Source organism: Flavivirga amylovorans (assembly GCF_030540875.1).
GTDB classification, from domain to species: domain Bacteria; phylum Bacteroidota; class Bacteroidia; order Flavobacteriales; family Flavobacteriaceae; genus Flavivirga; species Flavivirga amylovorans.
The window spans coordinates 163,162-183,832 of record NZ_JAUOEM010000006.1 but is presented as its reverse complement, the minus strand read 5'-3'; the positions used below and the strand labels follow the sequence as shown (position 1 = coordinate 183,832).

The 20,671-nt window shown below is 31.1% G+C and carries 22 protein-coding genes and 1 tRNA gene; 11 read left to right on the top strand and 12 right to left on the bottom strand.

Translation table 11 applies throughout. The features are described 5' to 3' along the window. Positions 1 to 23: 23 nt before the first annotated feature. The 3 genes from Q4Q39_RS16875 to map form a co-directional block, all read right to left on the bottom strand. The gene (locus Q4Q39_RS16875; RefSeq protein ID WP_303283727.1) at positions 24 to 857 is read right to left on the bottom strand and encodes a class I SAM-dependent methyltransferase; all 834 of its coding nucleotides are present in this window, start codon (positions 855 to 857) and stop codon (positions 24 to 26) included. A 50-nt stretch (positions 858 to 907) separates the two neighbouring features. Beyond that, positions 908 to 1,282, bottom strand: coding sequence for a GxxExxY protein (locus tag Q4Q39_RS16870; RefSeq protein ID WP_303283726.1), 375 nt, complete (start codon positions 1,280 to 1,282; stop codon positions 908 to 910). A 73-nt stretch (positions 1,283 to 1,355) separates the two neighbouring features. Beyond that, entirely contained in the window at positions 1,356 to 2,174 is an 819-nt protein-coding gene (gene map, locus Q4Q39_RS16865; protein WP_303283725.1) for a type I methionyl aminopeptidase, read from the bottom strand. Between the two features lie 119 nt (positions 2,175 to 2,293). On the opposite strand from map, the gene Q4Q39_RS16860 reads away from it, so the two are divergent. Beyond that, a complete protein-coding gene (locus tag Q4Q39_RS16860) occupies positions 2,294 to 3,559 on the top strand; it encodes an acetyl-CoA hydrolase/transferase family protein (RefSeq protein ID WP_303283724.1) in 1,266 nt (421 codons plus the stop codon). A 7-nt stretch (positions 3,560 to 3,566) separates the two neighbouring features. Here Q4Q39_RS16860 and Q4Q39_RS16855 read toward each other — a convergent pair whose 3' ends face one another. Both Q4Q39_RS16855 and gpmI read right to left on the bottom strand, forming a co-directional pair. Then, a complete protein-coding gene (locus Q4Q39_RS16855) occupies positions 3,567 to 3,971 on the bottom strand; it encodes a BT0820 family HAD-type phosphatase (protein WP_303283723.1) in 405 nt (134 codons plus the stop codon). Between the two features lie 55 nt (positions 3,972 to 4,026). Further along, entirely contained in the window at positions 4,027 to 5,544 is a 1,518-nt protein-coding gene (gene gpmI / locus Q4Q39_RS16850; RefSeq protein ID WP_303283722.1) for a 2,3-bisphosphoglycerate-independent phosphoglycerate mutase, read from the bottom strand. Positions 5,545 to 5,791: 247 nt separating this feature from the next. Here gpmI and Q4Q39_RS16845 point away from each other — a divergent pair, with 247 nt between their 5' ends. Beyond that, positions 5,792 to 6,202, top strand: a complete 411-nt coding sequence (locus Q4Q39_RS16845) for an ankyrin repeat domain-containing protein (protein ID WP_303283721.1) — start codon at positions 5,792 to 5,794, stop codon at positions 6,200 to 6,202. A gap of 70 nt (positions 6,203 to 6,272) precedes the next feature. On the opposite strand, the gene Q4Q39_RS16840 is transcribed toward Q4Q39_RS16845, so the two are convergent. After that, positions 6,273 to 7,040: a M48 family metalloprotease gene (locus Q4Q39_RS16840; RefSeq protein ID WP_303283720.1), complete on the bottom strand. Its 768-nt coding sequence runs from the start codon at positions 7,038 to 7,040 to the stop codon at positions 6,273 to 6,275. Between the two features lie 185 nt (positions 7,041 to 7,225). On the opposite strand from Q4Q39_RS16840, the gene Q4Q39_RS16835 reads away from it, so the two are divergent. Together Q4Q39_RS16835 and Q4Q39_RS16830 are read left to right on the top strand one after the other, a co-directional pair. Further along, positions 7,226 to 7,651: a GNAT family N-acetyltransferase gene (locus Q4Q39_RS16835; protein ID WP_303283719.1), complete on the top strand. Its 426-nt coding sequence runs from the start codon at positions 7,226 to 7,228 to the stop codon at positions 7,649 to 7,651. Between the two features lie 51 nt (positions 7,652 to 7,702). Next, positions 7,703 to 7,775, top strand: a tRNA-Gly gene (locus Q4Q39_RS16830). A 31-nt stretch (positions 7,776 to 7,806) separates the two neighbouring features. Here Q4Q39_RS16830 and pepE read toward each other — a convergent pair. Beyond that, complete coding sequence (pepE, locus tag Q4Q39_RS16825; protein ID WP_303283718.1) at positions 7,807 to 8,514, bottom strand: dipeptidase PepE; 708 nt, start codon at positions 8,512 to 8,514, stop codon at positions 7,807 to 7,809. A gap of 125 nt (positions 8,515 to 8,639) precedes the next feature. Between pepE and Q4Q39_RS16820 the strand changes: the two genes are divergently transcribed. From Q4Q39_RS16820 to Q4Q39_RS16790, 7 genes are all read left to right on the top strand, one after another. Beyond that, positions 8,640 to 9,443: a carboxypeptidase-like regulatory domain-containing protein gene (locus Q4Q39_RS16820; RefSeq protein ID WP_303283717.1), complete on the top strand. Its 804-nt coding sequence runs from the start codon at positions 8,640 to 8,642 to the stop codon at positions 9,441 to 9,443. Between the two features lie 103 nt (positions 9,444 to 9,546). Continuing rightward, positions 9,547 to 10,350 (top strand): BamP family beta-assembly machinery protein, encoded by an 804-nt coding sequence (locus tag Q4Q39_RS16815; RefSeq protein ID WP_303283716.1) that lies wholly within the window; start codon positions 9,547 to 9,549, stop codon positions 10,348 to 10,350. Position 10,351: 1 nt separating this feature from the next. After that, positions 10,352 to 11,152: a carboxypeptidase-like regulatory domain-containing protein gene (locus tag Q4Q39_RS16810; protein ID WP_303283715.1), complete on the top strand. Its 801-nt coding sequence runs from the start codon at positions 10,352 to 10,354 to the stop codon at positions 11,150 to 11,152. 219 nt (positions 11,153 to 11,371) lie between these two features. Then, entirely contained in the window at positions 11,372 to 11,875 is a 504-nt protein-coding gene (locus Q4Q39_RS16805) for a DUF6702 family protein (protein WP_303283714.1), read from the top strand. A 111-nt stretch (positions 11,876 to 11,986) separates the two neighbouring features. Continuing rightward, on the top strand, positions 11,987 to 14,254 hold the full coding sequence (locus Q4Q39_RS16800) for a M1 family metallopeptidase (RefSeq protein ID WP_303283713.1): 2,268 nt from the start codon (positions 11,987 to 11,989) through the stop codon (positions 14,252 to 14,254). Positions 14,255 to 14,332: 78 nt separating this feature from the next. Next, the gene (locus Q4Q39_RS16795) at positions 14,333 to 14,620 is read left to right on the top strand and encodes a Sec-independent protein translocase subunit TatA/TatB (protein WP_303283712.1); all 288 of its coding nucleotides are present in this window, start codon (positions 14,333 to 14,335) and stop codon (positions 14,618 to 14,620) included. 131 nt (positions 14,621 to 14,751) lie between these two features. Next, entirely contained in the window at positions 14,752 to 17,049 is a 2,298-nt protein-coding gene (locus Q4Q39_RS16790; protein WP_303283711.1) for an ATP-binding protein, read from the top strand. Between the two features lie 10 nt (positions 17,050 to 17,059). On the opposite strand, the gene Q4Q39_RS16785 is transcribed toward Q4Q39_RS16790, so the two are convergent. From Q4Q39_RS16785 to Q4Q39_RS16765, 5 genes are all read right to left on the bottom strand, one after another. Beyond that, entirely contained in the window at positions 17,060 to 17,704 is a 645-nt protein-coding gene (locus tag Q4Q39_RS16785) for an O-methyltransferase (protein ID WP_303283710.1), read from the bottom strand. Between the two features lie 8 nt (positions 17,705 to 17,712). Beyond that, a complete protein-coding gene (locus Q4Q39_RS16780) occupies positions 17,713 to 18,798 on the bottom strand; it encodes an amidohydrolase family protein (RefSeq protein ID WP_303283709.1) in 1,086 nt (361 codons plus the stop codon). A 10-nt stretch (positions 18,799 to 18,808) separates the two neighbouring features. Then, a complete protein-coding gene (locus Q4Q39_RS16775) occupies positions 18,809 to 19,333 on the bottom strand; it encodes a 3-hydroxyanthranilate 3,4-dioxygenase (RefSeq protein ID WP_303283708.1) in 525 nt (174 codons plus the stop codon). Positions 19,334 to 19,446: 113 nt separating this feature from the next. Beyond that, positions 19,447 to 20,229 carry an SDR family oxidoreductase gene (locus Q4Q39_RS16770; RefSeq protein WP_303283707.1) on the bottom strand — a complete coding sequence of 261 codons (783 nt, stop codon included), beginning with the start codon at positions 20,227 to 20,229 and terminating at the stop codon, positions 19,447 to 19,449. A 1-nt stretch (position 20,230) separates the two neighbouring features. Beyond that, complete coding sequence (locus Q4Q39_RS16765; protein WP_303283706.1) at positions 20,231 to 20,671, bottom strand: GNAT family N-acetyltransferase; 441 nt, start codon at positions 20,669 to 20,671, stop codon at positions 20,231 to 20,233.

The following is a 20,671-nucleotide window of genomic DNA, read 5'->3' as shown; positions in this document are numbered from 1 at the left end:
AGAATAAATTTAATAAATCATTTTTATTTATAAACTACGGGAATAATTTCACCTTTTGCTAAGCAGTACTTTTCAATAACTTCTTTTGAAAGGTTAGCTGTGTAATCTACTTCATCGACTTTAAAACCAATACTACGAAGCTTATCAAAAAAATCACGACCGTAAACACGAACATGATCATATTGACCAAATATTTTGGCGCGTTCTTTCTTATCAGTTATGGTATTATCCTCAAACGTTTTTTCTCTAGTTAAATCTTGCGGGATTTGAAAAATCCCCATGCCTCCAACTTTTAAAACGCGATACAATTCTTGCATGGCTTTGGTATCGTCTGGAATATGTTCTAAAACGTGATTGCAAAAAATAATGTCGAACGCATCATCTTCAAACGGCAGGTTACAAATATCGGCTTTTACGTCAGCTAAAGGGGAATTCAAATCGGTTGTAATGTAATCAAGGTTTTTCATCTTTTTAAAGCGTTTGTAAAATGCTTGTTCTGGAGCAAAATGCAATACCTTTAATGCCGAACTTGTTTCGGTAGCTCTTAAAATAATTCTTTTCGATTCTTTTGTCGAAGAACCTAAAACAGGTTCAGGTTGAAAGAAATCGGTTTCGTTTTTTAAATATAACCATAGCAGTCTATGACGTTCTAATGAAAGCGTAGAAGGGGAGAGCACATTGTTTCTTTGATTTCCATAACCATAAGGTAAGAACGTTTTAAAGCTCTTATTATCTATAGGGTCGGTATATGTATTACCTTTTAAAATGAAGCCTAAAACAGGACGAATAATGTAACTTAACCTTATGAGTAAAGTTCTTGGGATAAAATTTAGTATGAATTTAAAAATTTTTTTCAAGTTGTTTCGCTGAGTTGTTTGACACGAATTTCACTAATTTTCACGAATCATTATAATATAATTCGTTTGTATTTTAAGCTATCTTCTCCAAAGTTAATTAATAAACCAAGTTTCAATTTTGACACTGCAAGATAGTTTAATGTCTGTTTTATGTGAGAAGTCGTTAAACAGTTAATTGCTTTTAGTTCCAATATTATTTTCTCATTTATAATAAAATCAGCTTTATATTTATGTGGGAGCAAATTTCCTTTGTAAATAATGCCAAATTTCCTTTCTCTGGAATACGGTATTCCATTATCCATTAATTCTATTTCCAAAGCATCTGCATAAACAACTTCATTAAAACCTTTTCCTAATTGATTATGTACTTCCATACAAATACCAATGATTTTATAGGCTTTTTCTTTATAAATTAAATCAGACATATAGTATTAGGCAAATAGAAAAAAGATGTTGAGTAAGTATTAGTGAAAATTCGTGAAATTCGTGTCAAAAAAATTAAAGGACTAAAGCCTTTTGTCTAAACTCATCTTCTTCAGTGCTCACAATTCCTAAAGCCTCATGTACGTAAGCAAACGTTGATAATATTTCAGGTTTTCCATCTACAAGTGCCACATCATGCTCAAAATGAACACTAGGCTTACCATCTTGAGTAACAATAGTCCAACCGTCTTTTAATTGCCTCACTTTATGAGTGCCTCCATTTATCATAGGTTCTATGGCAACTACCATACCTTCAATGAATTTCTTACCACGACCACGTTTACCGTAATTTGGCATTTCTGGATCTTCATGCATCTTTTTTCCTAAGCCATGACCAACTAATTCGCGAACAACGCCATAACCATGATCTTCGCAATGTTTTTGTATGGCATAACCAACATCACCAACGCGATTATTTGCTTTAAACTCCCTAATACCAATATATAGAGATTCTTTAGTTACTTGTATGAGTTTTTTAGTTTTAGGATCTACATCACCAATTTCAAAAGTATAAGCATGATCTCCGTAAAACTCGTTCATTAGTGCTCCACAATCAATAGAAACAATGTCTCCATTTTTTAAAGGTGTGTTTGTTGGTAAGCCATGTACTACGGCTTCGTTTACACTACAAAGTAGCGTTGACGGGCAGTCATACAGTCCTAAAAAACCAGGTAAAGCGCCTTGATCTCTTATAAATTCTTCAGCAAGTTTATCAAGTTGCATTGTGGAAACCCCTTCCTTTACTTCTTTGGCAAGCATGCCAAGTGTTTTTGAAACTATTAATGCGCTTTGGCGCATTAACTCTATTTCTTCTTTTGTTTTTACTACAATCATGTCTAAAAAATAATGGCAAAGATACTTAAAATTAAGTACTAATATTTTAACGATAACATGACTTTTGACATTTTTTATGAGGTTCAAAAAGAATAAATTTATATACTAAATTAAACAAGATGTATAAAATTGTTAGCGCGGAGGATGCTGTTAAAGTCATTAAAAGCAATGATAGGGTTTATGTACAAGCAGCTGCAGCAGCTCCGCAGTTGTTAATGAACGCTATGACAGAGAGGCATGAGGAATTAAGAAATGTTGAAGTATGTCATTTACATGTAGAAGGAGATACAGGTTATGCCAATCCAGAACTGAGAGATAGTTTTCATGTAAATTCTTTTTTTATAGGAAATAATGTACGTCACACATTAACTGCTGGAAACGGATCTTATACCCCCGTTTTTTTAAGTGAATTACCATTATTGTTTAAGAGGAATATTATACCGCTAGATGTGGCATTAATTCATGTATCTGTTCCGGATAAGCACGGATATTGCTCATTGGGTGTTTCGGTTGAAGCTTGTTTGGCTGCCATAGATAACGCAAAAACTGTCATTGCACAAGTAAATGAGCAAATGCCAAGAACTCATGGAGATGGTATTATTCATATTACAGAGATAGATTTATTTGTTGAATGTAATGAACCTATTCCTACACATTTATATGGAAATCCATCAGTTATCGAAAATAAAATAGGCGATTATGTAGCTAGTTTAATAGAAGATAGAAGTACACTACAGATGGGGATAGGAGCCATTCCTAATGCTGTATTATCACGTTTAACGAATCATAAAGATTTGGGGTTGCATACTGAAATGTTTTCGGATGGTGTTATTGATCTAATTTTGAAAAATGTAATTAATGGAAACTTTAAAGGTGTTAATCCAGGACGTACATTGTCTACATTTTTAATAGGCTCTAAACGGTTGTATGATTATGTAGATGATAATCCTTTTGTTGAAATGCGCGCTTCAGATTATGTAAATGATGTATCTGTTATTAAACAAAACCCTAAGATGGTCGCTATTAATTCTGCTATTGAGGTCGATTTAACAGGCCAAGTTTGTGCAGATTCAATTGGAGCTAAAATGTATTCGGGAGTAGGTGGTCAAATGGATTATATTAGAGGTGCATCCTTAAGTGATGGAGGAAAAGCTATCATAGCATTGCCTTCCATTACAAAAAAAGGTGTTAGTAGAATCGTACCGTCTTTAAAACCGGGAGCAGGCGTAGTTACTACCAGGGCACATGTGCATCATGTTGTTACAGAATATGGTATCGCTAACTTATATGGTAAGACCATTCAAGAAAGAGTTAAGGCCTTGGTGGGGATTGCACATCCGGACCATAGAGAGTCTATCGATAAGACTTATTATGAGTTAATTTAAGAAAAAACTATTTTAGAAAACCAAACAATCCTTTCTTTTTTTCTACTTCTGGAGGTTTTGTATTTGTAAGTAATTGATATATTTCACCCCAGCCTAAAAAACCTCCTATATTTCTATCATCAATAAATAAATCAGCATTAATCTTTCTGCTAACATCATTGGTATATTCTTCTTCAGGAAAACTATTATTTATAGCATAAAAAGAGATCCCATTATCCTCACAAAATTTAACAGCTTCATTTAACCTTTCTCCAGATCTATAAGTCCATAAAATAAGCCTATGCCCATCATCTTGTAACTTTTTTAAAGTTTCAAAAGCAAATAATATGGGCTTACCTATTTTGGGATACGCATCTTCAACAATGGTACCATCAAAATCTATTGCTATAATAAGTTGATTGTTAAAATTCATTTAAGTTATAAACTTGGGTTTATAACAAAAGTACAATAATTTATTTTTCACTAATTTAAACTAAAGGATGTTGTGTCATAGACTCTGGTTGTTCAATACCTATTAACTTTAAAATAGTAGGAGCCATATCTCCTAAAATACCATCTTTAATAGTTTTTAATTCCTTATCGATTAAAATAACAGGAACCGGGTTTGTTGTGTGTGCTGTATTAGGCGTACCATCAGGATTTATCATGGTTTCACAATTTCCATGATCAGCTATAAGTAATGTTGTATAGTCATTTTCTAGAGCAGTAGATATAACATCTTCTACACATGTATCAACTGCTTCGCAGGCCTTTATAGCAGCTTCCATAACGCCTGTGTGACCTACCATATCACCATTTGCAAAATTTAAACATACAAAATCAACATCTCCTTTTTGAAGCTCAGGAATTAAAGCATCTCGTAATTCGTAAGCACTCATTTCTGGTTTTAAATCGTATGTGGCTACTTTTGGAGAGTTTCTTAAAATACGAGATTCACCATTAAAAGGCTCCTCGCGTCCACCTGAGAAAAAGAAAGTAACGTGTGGGTATTTTTCTGTTTCAGCGATACGTATTTGTTTTTTATTGTGTTTTTCTAAAACTTCACCTAGTGTTTCAGTTAAATTATCTTTATTGAAAATAACATTTACATTTTTATAAGTTTCATCATAATTAGTAAGTGTTACATAATGCAAATCTAATTTATGCATGTTTTGCTCATGGAAATCGTTTTGAGATAACGCTTCTGTCAATTCTCTTCCACGGTCTGTTCTAAAATTAAAAAAGATAACAACATCACCTTCTTTTATGCTTGCTTGAGGGGTCCCAGATTCATCAACCATAATAATGGGTTTAATAAATTCATCGGTGATATCATTTTTATAACTTTTTTGAATGGTTTCCGTAATATTAGTAGATTTCTCACCTTGTCCATTAACTAAAGCATCATAAGCAAATTTTACACGTTCCCAACGTTTGTCTCTATCCATAGCATAATAACGACCAGTGACACTGGCCAATTTGCCATTTGTTTTTTCTAAATGACTTTCTAACTCAGAAAGAAAACCATAGCCAGATTTTGGATCTACATCACGGCCATCTGTAAATGCATGTACAAAAGTTTTGGTTAAACCAAAATCGTTAGCAGCATCTAGTAATCCAAATAAATGATTGATATGTGAATGCACACCACCATCACTTAACAACCCTAAAAAATGAACATCTTTATCATTAGTTTTTGCATAGTTGAATGCATCTACCAATACTTTTTCGTTATTTAATGTTTTATCTTTTACAGCTAAATTGACTTTCACCAAGTCTTGATAGACAATACGTCCAGCGCCAAGATTCATGTGTCCAACTTCGCTGTTTCCCATTTGACCTTCTGGTAATCCAACATGTAATCCATCAGTTCTTAAAGTAGCAAACGGGTATTTTTTATAAAGAGAGTCTATAAAAGATGTATTTGCATGATCGATAGCGGAAACTTTAGGATCTGGAGAATTACCCCAGCCATCAAGTATCATTAAGATAACTTTTTTGTTCATTCTTTTTTAAATTTTGATAAAAAACAAAGATAAAAAAGTTAAACAAAAGAATACGTAAATAGTCTTTTTAATACTAGAGTTTTCAAGGCTTTTTCGAGGTTTTTAAAAAAAGAATCATTCAGTTAACTATTTGTGAAAAAAAAGTTAAAAATGTGTTATTTATTATTTTTTGTGTAACAGATTAGAAATAATATCGTCTCTTTAGTATATCAAAAAAACAATCATTAATCAAATTAAATCGTTCATCATGAAAAAATCAGTCATTATTACCGCCATTGCATTATGTTTTTCTATTGTAACAGTTAATGCTAATCCTATTTCCGAAAATGTTAACACTACTAATGTTGAGTATGTGTTTAAAGTGAACTCATTTTGTGTTTCAATTGCTAAAGGAGATATAGAAACTGTACAAAAACTTATTGAAAGAGGTGCAGATATAAATGAAATGTCTAATGGAATGACCCCAGTCATGTATGCCGCTAAATTTAACAGAACGGATATTTTAAAACTTTTAATAGCAAAAGGAGCCAATTTAAAAGCAAAATCTACTAAAAAAATGACCGCATTACAATATGCTGAATTGCATGGAGCAACCGATGCAGCAGCAATTATAAAAGCTACTATAGCGGAAGCTAAAGCAGCAAAAAAGAGAAAATAATTATAAAACTTAAATAATTATTTTGAGTTAGTCACTCTTAAATAGCCTTGATTTTCAAGGCTATTTTATTTTATTGATTTTTGTATTTTTCTATAGCTTCTCGAATTTTTTCAATTCTATTATCTGGATCTGGATGTGTACTTTGAAATTCAGGAACCCGATTAGGTCCGGCAGCAGTTTTTAAAATTTCCATAACACCAATCATTTCTTCTGGGTTATAACCAGCTTTAAGCATAAAAAGGACGCCAAGTTCATCACTTTCTAATTCATCATCTCTACCATTGGTAAGTAGTGTGTTTTGTCCAATACCATTAATAAGTCCACCCATATCTGCTCCAACAGATCCTGCAGTTGTTAAGCCTTGCCAATATTCGCTTTCGGCTATTCTTTCTGCACTATGACGCCCTAGAACATGTCCTATCTCATGACCTAATACGCCTGCTAACTGATCCTTATTGTCTAATTTAGAAAATAAAGCATAGGTTATAAAAATTTGTCCTCCGGGTAACGCAAAAGCATTAATAGTGTTAGGATCTGCAAGCAAATGAAACTCGTATTGATAAGGTGTGTCTTTAGCAATACTATTATTTACTAGTTTGTTTCCAATATTATCAACTAAAGCTTGATATTCGTTATTTGGATGTAGACCACCATGTTGTTGTGCCATTTGAGGAGCGCTTTGTAATCCAATAGCAATTTCTTTATCCGGAGACATAGATATGGTTTGTGTTCTCCCTGTATAAGGATTCACTTCTTGTTGACTACATCTTTTAAAAATAAAAAATAATGCAATAGCAGCACCTATTAATAAACGGACTTTAAGGTTTTTTCCTCTCATTTTTTGAAGTTTAATGCAATTAAAAATATGAAATTTTCTGCATTAAGTGATTTCATTTGAAATTAATACTAGTATAAATAAAAAATTAGTTATTTATAAGACACTATATTTTATAATAAGTCACTAGAGGGATTATGGAAAATATAAACTAATTTTAAGCATTCATTTATAAAAAAAAAAAATCGATGTCCTTTATATTTAAAATTATAGAAAAAGAAAATATAAATGCTGTTATTCCTTTGGTACAAGAACTAAATGAAAATAAGGTTTCTTATGCCATTTTAGAGCAACGTTTTGCTGAGATGATTACTCAAAATTATGAATGTGCAGTAATATACGATGATGATAAGCTAATAGGTGTTACAGGTTTATGGTTTTGTACACGACATTATTCTGGAAAGAGCGTAGAACCAGACCATGTATACATAGATAAAGCTTATAGAGGTCAAGGTTTAGGAAAACAATTTTTTGAATGGATTTATAATTATGCTATAGAAAAAGGATATGAAGCTGTAGAATTAAATACCTATGTAAGCAATTATGCTTCACATAAGTTTTATTATAATGAGGGCTTTAGTATTTTGGGATATCATTTTTTAAAAAAGTTATAATTTTTTCTTGCATATGACTTAAGAGTTTGTATATATTTGCAGCTCAATAATGCGGGAGTAGCTCAGTTGGTAGAGCGTCAGCCTTCCAAGCTGAATGTCGCCAGTTCGAACCTGGTCTCCCGCTCTTAAAAGCTTCATAGAAATATGAAGCTTTTTTATTTTAAATGCTTTAGCTCTGTTCCAGATTCTACCTCATATGGTACTTTGCTATATTCAAAAACACGAGCTGTTAAATGCCCTTTCAAGATAATAGAGTCGTCTTTTACGTGTAGCCAGCTACCTTCCCTTATACCTATAACTGGCTGTGTATTAAAGTTATGAAATTCTTTTACTCTGGTTTCTCGGGTTTCACCCATATGCTTACTGTTTTTGTCGGGGTCTAAATAATGTGGGTTGATATTAAAAGGAACAAAACCTAGAGCTTTAAAACTTGGCGGGTACACAATTGGCATGTCGTTAGTTGTATTAATAGTTAATCCACAAATATTACTACCAGCACTAGTACCTAAGTAGGGTGTTCCATTTTTTACAACTGTTTGTAAGGTATTTATTATATTGTTTTTATAAAGTTGATTTGTTAAAACAAATGTATTACCACCTCCAATAAAAATAGCCTTAGCCTTTTTTATAGCATCAATGGGATCCTCGAAAGTATGAATACCTTCTACTCTTTTGTCTATTTTAGAAAAAGCAGTATTAACAATTTTAGTATATTCATCGTGAGATATACCTCCAGGTCTAGCATAAGGGATAAATAAAATATCTTTAACCTCATTGAAGAAAATAGTTAAATCATCTAAAATGTAATCTAAATAATCACTTCCGTGAATTGTTGAAGTGCTTGCTATAATTATGTTTTTCATAATAAATATTTTTCACAGTAAAACTAATATTATAAAACTAATATTTATGCGATCTATAAGAAAATTTTATAGGTTGTAGTGTTGAAAAGTCTAATAAAATCCTTAATTTCAATAAAAAAAATAACATGAAAAAAGCCATTTTCTTTTTAGTATTACTCTCTACAATGCATATGATATCTCAAAACGCTAACCGTGTGAAGGTTAGTGGGAAAATAATAGTTGAAAGCAGTGATATTTCTGGTATTACTATTTACAATGTATCATCAAATAAGGGAGTCATTACTGATGAAAATGGAGAATTTAAACTACGTGTTGCATTAGATGATTTAATTGAAGTAAGTGCATTACAATATCAAAATATTAATTTTAAGGTTAATAAGGCAATTATTGAATCTAAAAAGATAAAACTTTTTTTAATTGAAGAGATTTATAAGCTAGAAGAGATTGTTGTATCGTCAAAGGGGCTATCAGGAAATTTAAATACAGATATAGATAATACCGAGGTTTTTAAGCCCAAATTAGATGCTTTATACTTTGGAATTAAGCATAGTGATGATTTTGATTTTAGGGCTGATAATAGGTCTGAATCCACAAATATTGTAAAGACAGAGCATCTAGCCATGGTAAATGGTCTTAATATAGTAAATGTAGTAGACCAACTATTGTTACCATTATTTAGGTCTGAAGTGGCAGATAAAAAGGAATTAGGTATTCCCGATGTTCCCGTAGAATCAATAAAGTACTATTTCGGATCTGAGTTTTTAGTTGATAACTTTAATATTCCAAGTCACCGAGTTGAGGACTTTATAAGATTTGTTGAGCGTAAAGGTTTTGATTTTTCCTTGCTTAACTATGGAAAAGAAATGGAATTTCTTGAATTGTTGAACAAAAAAAGCCTTGAGTTTTTAAGTTTACATGAGAAAAAATAATAGACTCCTATAAGTTTTAAGTTGTGTTTTAACAAAAGTTTAGAACGGTTTTTAAATTTATTTAAGAATTGATAAGCGTTCTTTATACTTTAATTTAATCAACTTGAAGCGAACATTAATATCATCTGCACTTCTTTTTTTATCATTTAATTTAAGTGGTCAATCAATTAATAGATTACAAATAAAAGGTATTCTTCTTTCTGCTACCAATGATGTCGAAGTGGTTACTATTTTTAATACGTCTTCAAATAAAGGAACTATCACGAATAAAAAGGGGGAATTTATTATTGAGGTAGCATTATTTGATGTTATTGAAATTTCTGCATTACAATTTCAAACAGTTTCTATTACAGTTGATGAAGATGTTATAAAGAGAAAACAATTAAAAATACAATTGGTTGAACGGATTAATCAACTTGATGCAGTTACACTTTCATCTGGACTTACAGGAAATATGTTGGCAGATGTAAACGATGTTAAAATCGTTGAACCTATACGTGTGAATATGGGAAATATAAACAGATCTTTTGAATACAATGATGTGAAAGCATTTGACAATAAGGTAGCAAGTAATCATTTAAAAGCTATAATAAATCCAGACGCACGTGATTACCTTCCAGACGTTGAGAAAATTTTTAAATTATTATTTAAAAAAGATTTACCTTTCAAACAAAACGTATACAAGACAAAAGTAAAAGAAAAACCAGAACGAGAGCCAAAAGGAATATTAGACGTTTATGATCATAAATATTTAAGCGACACTTTAAATATACCATTAAAAGATATTGCAGACTTTATTGCTTTTGTAGAAGATAAGGGTATTGATCCAAAACTTTTTAAGAATGATAATACAATACATCTTATCGAGTTTTTAGTAAAGCAAAGTGAATTGTTTTTAAAACGCTAAAATGGTAAAAGCCAAGGACATTGTAATAGTGTTTATGTTGTTTTCTTTTCAAACAATTATTTCTCAATCTATAGAAATACTAGGGAAAGTTCAAAGTAATTCTGGAGTTGAGAATATTCACGTCATTAATAAAACAGCTCAAATTTTTACCATAACGAATGAAAAAGGTGAGTTTAAAATTAAAGTTACCTTAAACGATTCGTTGGTCTTTTCATCTATTCAACATAAATTAAAAGAAGTTGTTATTTCTAATGAAAATATTTCTAATAGAGCAATCCTAGTAAAATTGGAGGAACAAATAAATGAACTTGAAGAGGTTATAGTAGGTAAGGTTTTAACAGGAGATTTACTTAAAGATATTGCTAATGTAGAAGGGGATCCACCTATTAATTTTTATGATGTAGGAATACCAGGTTATAAAGGTAAAATAGCGACTCAAAGTGAACGTCGTTTAAGTGAAGCAGGAGAATTTAAACCAAAAATGTTACTTGGAGTACTAACTGGAGGCATTCCTTTAAACCCCATATTAAATGGTATTTCTGGTAGAACTAAAATACTTAAAAATCGTGTAGAGGTTGAAACAAAAGAAGCTTTAATGAATACCGTAAAAGCCAAGCTGTCGAAAGATTTTTTTGCTTCTAATCCATTAGATGAAGACTTAAGGATGGACTTCTTTTATTTCTGTGCAGACGATGAACATTTTGTTAAATACTGCAAAAATAAAACCGATTTCGAAATATTAATTTTTTTAAAGAGTAAATACAAACAGTATACAGAAAATTTAAATTCTGAAAAAGACTAAACCTTTTTGGAATGCTTTTTGAAACGAACTCATTTAGACTTTTTGGATTTAAGCGAAAATTAGAAGATTTAGCCTATGTTGAGACTTTTTTGAGTTGCATAGCAGAGCTACGGAAGGAAAAAAGACAAAAACAGAGCTGAAAACAGCCATTTTTTAGCAAATTGAAAAAGTCTAAATGAGTTCAACATCAAAATAATTACTTTAGCAAAAAATATATAGATGACATTTATTAAACCATTTCTTTTTTTTTTAATTATACCACTTTTTGCATTTACTAGTGTACATAAATATTATTTAAGCGTTACTCAAATAGATTTTATAAAAGAGAAACAATCTGTACAAATAATTACAAGAATTTTTATTGACGATTTTGAAAATTTACTACGAGATCGCTATGATGAGTCTATTACGTTAGCCACTAAAGAAGAACCAAAAACCATTGATGTTTATATTAAAAGATATTTAAATGAAAGTATAAAAGTTAAGATTAATAACGAAGAAACTAATCTTACTTTTATTGGTAAAGAATACGATCAAGATATAATGCGTTGCTATTTAGAAATAGAAGGCGTAACAAATATTAAATCTTTTGAAATTAGTAACAAAGTGCTGTTTGGTTTATTTGAAGAGCAGCAGAATATTATAAAAACAAAAATTAACTCCAAACAAAAAAGCTTTATACTTACTCCAGAAAAGGAAAGTGCATTGTTAAAGTTTAATTAAAACTAAGTTAAAACCTTTCCGAATTAATTATTTTCGAGCGTTTTTTGTAATAATAAACGAATTATTATTACTCAAACAGGTGATCTATTAAAAAAAACATAAAAATTGACAATGAAAAAACTTAAGTATTATTTCCTTTCTGTGGTTTTTGTTTCAACAAGTATTTTTGCACAAAATCAAGAAAAAGCAAAGCCTCAAGGTCATACAGATCAGAATAAATTTAGGCAAATGAAAGATGTGTTGCCGACACCAAGTAATACTAGAACAGCTTCTGGTGCGCCTGGTCACGAATATACGCAACAGAAAGTTGATTATATAATGGATATTCGTTTAGATGAATCTAAAAATCAGATTTATGGAAACGAAAAGATAACATACCATAATAACTCCAAAGACTACTTAGAGTATTTATGGGTACAGCTTGATCAAAATATGAGAGCTAAAGATTCAAAAACTCCAGATATAAATTCAGATAAATTTAATGGTGCATTTAATGGGCCAGTAAGTTTCACGAAAGCAAATTTAAAAAAAACCTTTGATGGTGGTTTTAATATTGATGCAGTAAAAAACTCTGATGGTTCAGATTTATCTTTTATGATAAATCAAACCATGATGCGAATTAATTTACCAAAACCATTAGCACCAGGCGATACCTTTAAATTTCAAATAAAATGGTGGTATAATGTTAATAACCATATTATAGAAGGTGGACGATCTGGGTATGAAGCATTTCCTGATGGAAATAATACTTATGTAATCGCTCAGTTTTATCCAAGGCTTTGTGTTTATAATAATGTAGAAGGTTGGCAAAATATGCAGTTTTGGGGACGTAGTGAGTTTGCTTTAGAGTTTGGAGATTTCGATGTTAAGTTAACAGTTCCTGCAGATCACAAATTAGAGGCTACAGGAGTCTTGCAAAATGAAAAAGATGTTTTAACAAAACTACAGCTTAAGCGTTTTGAGCAAGCTAAAAAATCGTATAAAGACCCTGTTTTTATTGTAACACAGGAAGAGGCCGAAAAAGCTGAAAAAGAAAGAAGTACAAAAACAAAGACATGGCATTTTAAAGCTAATAATGTAAGGGATTTTGCTTTTGCAACATCAAGAAAATTTTTATGGGATGCCATGGCAGTAGATATAAATGGAAGGTCTGTAATGGCAATTTCATTATATTCTAAAGAAGGAAACCCACTGTGGGAAGAGCATTCAACACGAGTTGTAGCCAATACATTAGAGGAATATTCTAAACTTACTTTCGATTATCCATATAATAAAGCTGTTTCTGTACATGCTCAAATGGGAATGGAATACCCTATGATTTGTTTTAACTATGGAAGACCAAATCCTGATGGAACATATTCGGAAAGACTTAAAAGAGGTATGATAGGTGTTATTACTCATGAAGTTGGACATAACTTTTTTCCAATGATTGTAAATAGTGACGAACGCCAGTGGACATGGATGGACGAAGGTTTAAACTCATTTGTAGAAACATTAGCAGAATTAGATTATGACCCTAACTTTATAACAGGAAACCTACCTAAAGATATGGTAACATATATGGGAGGAGATCAGAGTTATATTTCTCCTATCATGTCTCAAGGAGATTATGTGCATCAATTTGGACCTAATGCTTATGCTAAACCTGCAGCTGGTTTATATATGCTAAGACATACTATTATGGGGCCAGAATTATTTGATTATGCTTTTAGAACATATTCAAAACGATGGATGTTTAAGCACCCAACGCCTGCGGATTTCTTTAGAAGCATGGAAGATGCATCTGCAATGGATTTAGATTGGTTTTGGAGAGGGTGGTTTTATACTACAGACTATACTGATGTAGGTATTAAAGAAGTTAAGAGTTATTATTTAACGGATAAACCAACAGAAAAAGCTAAAGAAATAGCTAAGCAAAATAATTTAAACCTTGATAATTATAAAGATAAGCTAGTTTATTTTGCAGAAGCCGAAGAAGGTAAGATTCCTGAAAATGCAAAGAACATTTCAGATTTCCCTGCCTTAAACAATCATTTAAATAGTTTAAGTGATGAAGAGAAGAAGGCAAAGATAACAGAAGCCGAAGCACCAAGATATTTTTACGAAGTTACTTTTGAAAAACCAGGAGGGTTAGTAATGCCAATAATTTTAGAGTTAACCTATGAAGATGGCGTTAAAGAAAGAAAAACATTTCCTGCCCAGATATGGAGGTATAACGAGCATGAAGTAAAAAAGGTTTTTAAAACTCAAAAAGCTATTACAAATATAGTCGTGGATCCTGATTTAGAAACAGCAGATGTAGATGTGTCAAATAACTCATGGCCTAAAGAAGTAAAACAAAGTGATTTTGACCAATTTAAGGAAAAGGTTAAAGGATAAAATAAATATTTAAGTTAAAAGCCGATTTTTACAATCGGCTTTTTTTATTCTAACAAAACAACTCACTATATTTGCGTTGTGATACAACAAGCTACATTTTTATTTATCAGTGGTGCAGAAATAGCATTTATACTATTTATTGTTATCATGGTTTTCGGAGCAGATAAGCTACCGGAAATTGCCCGTGGTTTAGGAAAAGGGATGCGTACCCTAAAAGATGCTACAAATGATATTAAGCATGAGATTACTAAAACTGCAGAAAAAAATGGTATTGATACAAACCTTACAGACGATGTTAAGAAAGAACTTAACAAGGTAAAAGATGATTTAGAGGATTTTACTGGTTCTGTAAAACGTAAATTTTAATATATTTGTAAGTTTTTATCTCTTTAAATTACCTGTTAACGTTTTAATTATGGTTTCAACGAGTATTTTTATTTTCTATTGTAGATAAAAATATATTGTAAATCCAAATCTAACCTAAAAGACTAAACCAAATGAAAACGAGCTTGCTTGTATGTTTTCTGTGTACTATTACTCTTGCTTTTTCTCAAGATGACAAACATTTACTGTTTCAAATTGATAGTTTAAACTCTAATGCTTTACGTTATTATGATAATAACGAAGTGATTCATGCATTATCTTCTATTAATGAATCTAAAAAATTGTCAGAATCTATTAATGATATTTATGGCAGTTCATTAGCGAATTTTATTCAAGGTCAGATTTATAGTTCCATAGATGAGTATGATGCTGCCGAGAAAAGATTTATTACTTCTCTTAATTCTTCATTAGAAATAGATGATAACTATTTAATAGCTAATTCATATCTAAATCTGGGAAAGCTTTACAAACAAAAGAAATCATTTAAAGAGTTAAGTCCTTATTTTGAGAATGCATTAGAGTATGCATCAATAGGTAATATTAAGGATCATAACAATCTAGATAAACAACAAAGTCTTCTATTTGATATTCAAATTAATTTGTGTCAAGTCTATTTAGATAATAACTTAACAGAAGACGCTTTAATACACCTTTTAAGAGCTGAAGAAAGCTTATACAATTACCAAGCAGATGCAAACGCATACGGATATTTAAAGTATACCCAAGGAATCTATTTTCTTACTAAAGAATTGTTCAACAGTGCTAATAAAAAATTTAATGAAGCATTATTATATTTAGAAAAAAACGAAGATGGTAATAAAAGACATAATAATTTACTTCTGCTTAATGTCTATGAAAAACTAGCCTTGTCTTTAGATAAACAAAATTTAGATAAGCAGGCTTATGCTGCATTGCAGAAATATAATACTTACAAGTATAAATATACAGATGAGACGTTATCGGAAAGTAAGTCTATTGCAGAATCAAAATTTCTTATTGAGGATTATAAAAAAGACGCTCAAATAGCAAACACCAAACGAATACATCAAATTGAAATTACTAATAAAGTAAAAAACTTAAACATTATTATTACGATAGCATTGTTTTTGTTTTTGGTGTCGCTAATTACAGTTTATAGAAGTTACGTTTCTAAAAGAAAACTGACTAATATTTTAAAAGACCAGAATGAACAATTAGAAATTGCCCGAAACGAAGCTGTAAAATCATCAGAGTTAAAATCTAAATTTATATCAAATGTAACGCACGAATTACGAACGCCGCTTTATGGAGTTGTTGGAATTACATCATTACTTCTTGAAAATAATGATTTAAGAGAAAGTGATGCCAAGCTAATAAATTCACTAAAATACTCAGGAGATTATTTGTTGAACCTTATTAATGATATTTTACAAGTAAGTAAAATAGAATCACAAAAAATAGAGTTAAAAAACACTTCGGTTAATTTAAAAACATTAATAAAAAATATTGTCGATTCTTTTGATTTCAGGTTGAAGGAAACTAATAATCGAATTAATGTATTAATAGATAAGCGACTTCCGGAATTTATAAAATGTGATAATGTAAGGTTGTCACAAATTTTAATTAATTTAATAGGTAACAGTATAAAATTTACTGAAAGTGGCTGTATTGATCTTCGAGTAAAAATGTTAGAAACAGACGCTAAAGAAGTTAATATACGTTTTGAAATTGAAGATGATGGTTGTGGTATTCCGAGGCATAAATTCGATACGGTTTTTGATAATTTTTCTCAATTAGATGAGAATAATAATATTAACTATCAAGGAACTGGTTTAGGACTTTCTATTACTAAAAATTTAGTTGAGTTATTTGATAGTAAAATTGAACTTCAAAGTGAATTAGGAGTCGGTAGTATGTTCAGTTTTAATATCACTTTTGACATTGATGAAGTTGAAGTAGAAAAAAATAAACTTAAATCGAAAAATGAAGTAGAATTAAAATCTTTAAACAAAAAGTATAAGATTTTAATAGTAGAAGATAATAAGATAAACCAAGTTGTTACACAAAACTTATTAAAAAAGGCTAATTACGAATCTGTTGTTGTTAGTAATGGTTTAGAGGCATTAAATATAGCCAAGGTTAATAAGTTTGATCTTATCTTAATGGATATTAATATGCCCATAATGAATGGAAAAGAGGCCACTCGTCACATTAGAGAGTTTGATAATCAAATTCCTATACTAGCATTAACAGCGTCTGATGTTGATAGTATAAAGAAGGATTGTTACGATAATGGTATTGGTTTCAATGATATTATTTATAAACCATTTGATACTTATGAGTTTTATCAAATAATTGAAACAAATATTCAGCTTAGCAAATCAAAATTTTCAGAAAAAAATGAATCTATAAAATCACTCGTAGCTGTATAAGGGAAGGTTGCTATTTGATTTTTCTACTAATTGTTAAGCCATCTCTAATAGGTAGGACCACCGTTTCAATTCTATCATCGTTTTTTAAGAGTGTATTGTATTCTAAGAGCGCTTTTGTAGAGGTGTCATCAGGTTTTAAGTCTTCAAGTATTTTACCACTCCAAAGTACGTTGTCGGATAAAATAATACCACCTGGGTTTAATTTATCAATAACGATGTTAAAATAATTAGGGTAGTTTTCTTTATCGGCATCAATAAAAACTAAATCGAAAGTTACATCTAAAGCTGGAATAATTTCCAAGGCATTTCCTATATGTTGAAAAATTTGATTTCCATAATTTGATTTGTCAAAATACTTTCGCTGAAAATCAGCCAACTCTTCATTTATATCAATGGTGTGTAAAGCTCCAGAAGCATGCATCCCTTCAGCTAGGCATAACGCTGAATAGCCTGTGTAAGTTCCTATTTCCAATATGTTTATTGGATTCACTAGTTTAGAAATCATACTTAGCACACGTCCTTGGTAGTGTCCGCTAAGCATTCGTGGTTGTAATATTTTTTGATAGGTTTCTCTGCCTAGTTGTTGTAATAATTCAGGTTCATTTTCAGAATGTTTTACAATATAATGGTCTAACTCTTCGGGTATAAAATGCATAATTAATTTTAATTAGCTAGAATTCTATTTATCAATTTTTGTTTCGCAATATCATCATCACCAAATAGCCACCGTAATACATTGTCTTCCCATATATCGTCGTATTGTTTTTCGTTAATTACATGCTTCTCAATAGCCAAGTCTAGTAATTTTCCAGGATAAGAAGATTGTGCATCACTTTCCATTTCACCTAACGGGTAGGGATCATCTAAGCCCATAATAACTTGATTGCTACCTTGACGGTCTATCATGAGTTTTAACGAATCGGTATCATGTACCAAAGTATCAAAATAAATATTAGGATGTCCAACGGCTTTTCTAGGATGGTGTTTCCCTTTAAATAAATCTGGTCTGCCATCAAATCCCTGAATACGTCTTCCCAAATTCATTTGTGCTAGTTGACCTCCATGCGCAAAACAAGTTCTTATATTAGGAAAACGTTCTTGCATTCCATTTAATGTGTAAAAATGATAAGCATCTCCACATTGCGCCAGCATCCATATTAAATGAAATCGCCATGATGAATTTTCTAGATTAATCATTTTATCTCCGTCATAAGGATGTATTTCAATGGCTAATTTATACTTGTTAGCCAACTCAAAGATGGCATCATTTTCTTTGTCAAAAACAGAACGCCATTGTCCGATAGAATCCATAAAATGAGTCGGTAAACACAGTACTTTCATTTCCAGTTGCTCAACGCAACGCTCTACTTCGTACAAAGCACCGTGGATAAATCCTGGGTGCACGACAAAACCGCAGGTAAATTTATCTGGGTGATCATGCTGTACTTTAGCATTAAAGTCATTTTGAAAACGGAGCGCTTTTTTCATTTCTTCCAAACGCAATCCATTACCATAAAGTTGAGATAAGTTTAAAACAACAGCATGGTCTAATTTATTACGTTCCATCCATTCCAGTTTTTCATGTAAGAAGAAACTAGAATCTGTTACGGGTCTTCTCCAGCCCTTTTGGAGCATGTATTTACGTTCGTCATCTACCCAGAAGATTTCTTTTTCTTTCATGAATTGGGGAATCTCCTCAGGATAAGGAAGTAAATGTGAATGCCCATTGATTCGGAGTTTGCGTGTCATATTTTTTTTCTTAAACTTTTTTAGGAGCTTCCATTTTTGTTCCACACTTTTTACAAGTGCATTTTTTTTCGCTGGAGTAATATTTGTCAAAAATTTTAGGCATATCTGTTTCTATATTATCAAGCTTAAAGTTCTTTCTATATAGTAAATTATTGCAATTTTCGCAGTACCATTCTAGAGCATCTTTCATCTTTTTAGAACGCGGATACTCAATAACTAAACCAACTGTATTCGCTAAACGTTGAGGTGAATGAGGTACTTTTGGAGGCAGTAAATAGATGTCGCCTTCTTTAATATGTACATCTTTTGGTGTGTTACCATCTATGATTTTTAAAACCATATCACCTTCAACTTGATAGAAAAACTCTGGAGTTTCATTATAATGGTAATCCTTTCTGTTGTTGGGACCACCAACAACCATAACAATAAAATCTCCATCTTTCCAAACACATTTATTCCCAACGGGCGGTTTTAAAAGATGTCTGTTTTCTTCAATCCAAGTTTTAAAATTTAAAGGAGAAACTAATTTGCTCATTTGTTTATATATTATTTTTATTATCAGACTTACCAACTTGCGAGTAAAACTTACGTTTTAAATATCTCGAAAGTTATCGACGTTTTAATGCATAAACCTCTTACTTTATAAAGTTACAAACTTTTTGTTCGCCCACCATCAACAGGAATATTAATTCCATTGATATAACTGGCTGCTTCACTTGCTAAAAACGTAACGGTATTTGCCGTTTCTTCAGGTTTTGCAAAACGTTTAGCTGGTGTGTGACTTTTCATGATCTTAGTCATTTCTTCAACGGTAGTACCAACACTTTTTGCTTTTATTTGAATAATCTCTTCTAAGCGTTCGGTTTCAGTAAAGCCTGGTAATACATTATTCACGGTAATGCCAAATTCAGCTACTTCATTAGATAAGGTTTTACTCCAATTACCAACTGCTCCTCTGGTAGTGTTGCTAACGCCAAGTCCAGGAATAGGCTCTTTAACTGAGGTAGAAATAATATTTATAATCCTTCCAAAACCTTCTTCTTTCATAAATGGGATAGTAGCTTGAGCTAACACATGATTGCATTTAAGATGTTGTATAAAGGCATTTTCAAATTCTTCTAAACTAGCTGTTAAAATATTGCCACTTTTAGGCCCACCAGTATTGTTAACAAGAATATGAAATCCATGGTTTTTATCTATAAAATTGATTACTTTTTCTTGTAAATCTCTAGGCTCTGAAAAATCGGCTACAATAAAGTTATGATTTCTATGTTTTGGTAATTCATTTAATACGTCCTTGAGTTTATCTCTGTTTCTGGCCACTAGAGTTAAATTAACGCCTTCTTGAGCTAATGCTATTGCTGTTGCTTTGCCAATGCCTTGTGTGCTTCCACAAACCAAAGCATTTTTATTATTTAAGTTTAAATTCATATTATTCGTATATTATTTTAGCACGTTGGCTTAATTTTTCCATTAATTTTTCAGGACTTTTCACAGTTTTAAACCCAAATCGTTCATAAAGTTTATGCGCGTCTTTTGTTGCAAGCATCCATTTATCAACGTTTTTTAATTCAGGAAAGTTTAAAATCTTGTCAATTAATAATTTTGAATACCCTTTACCTTGGTAATCTTCAATAACAAAAACATCTAATAGGTAAGCAAAAAACACTTTATCGGTCATGACTCTGGCATAAGCAATTTGATTTCCATTATGAAAGAGCCCATAATTGATTGTATTCTCCATAGCTTTTTTCTGTTCTTCTAAGGTTCTTGATTCCCCCCAATAAGAGTTTTTAATAAATGTATAGATAAGGTTTAAATCCATATCATTGGTTTCAGACGAAAAATAAATATTGTTTTCTAAAGCTATCAT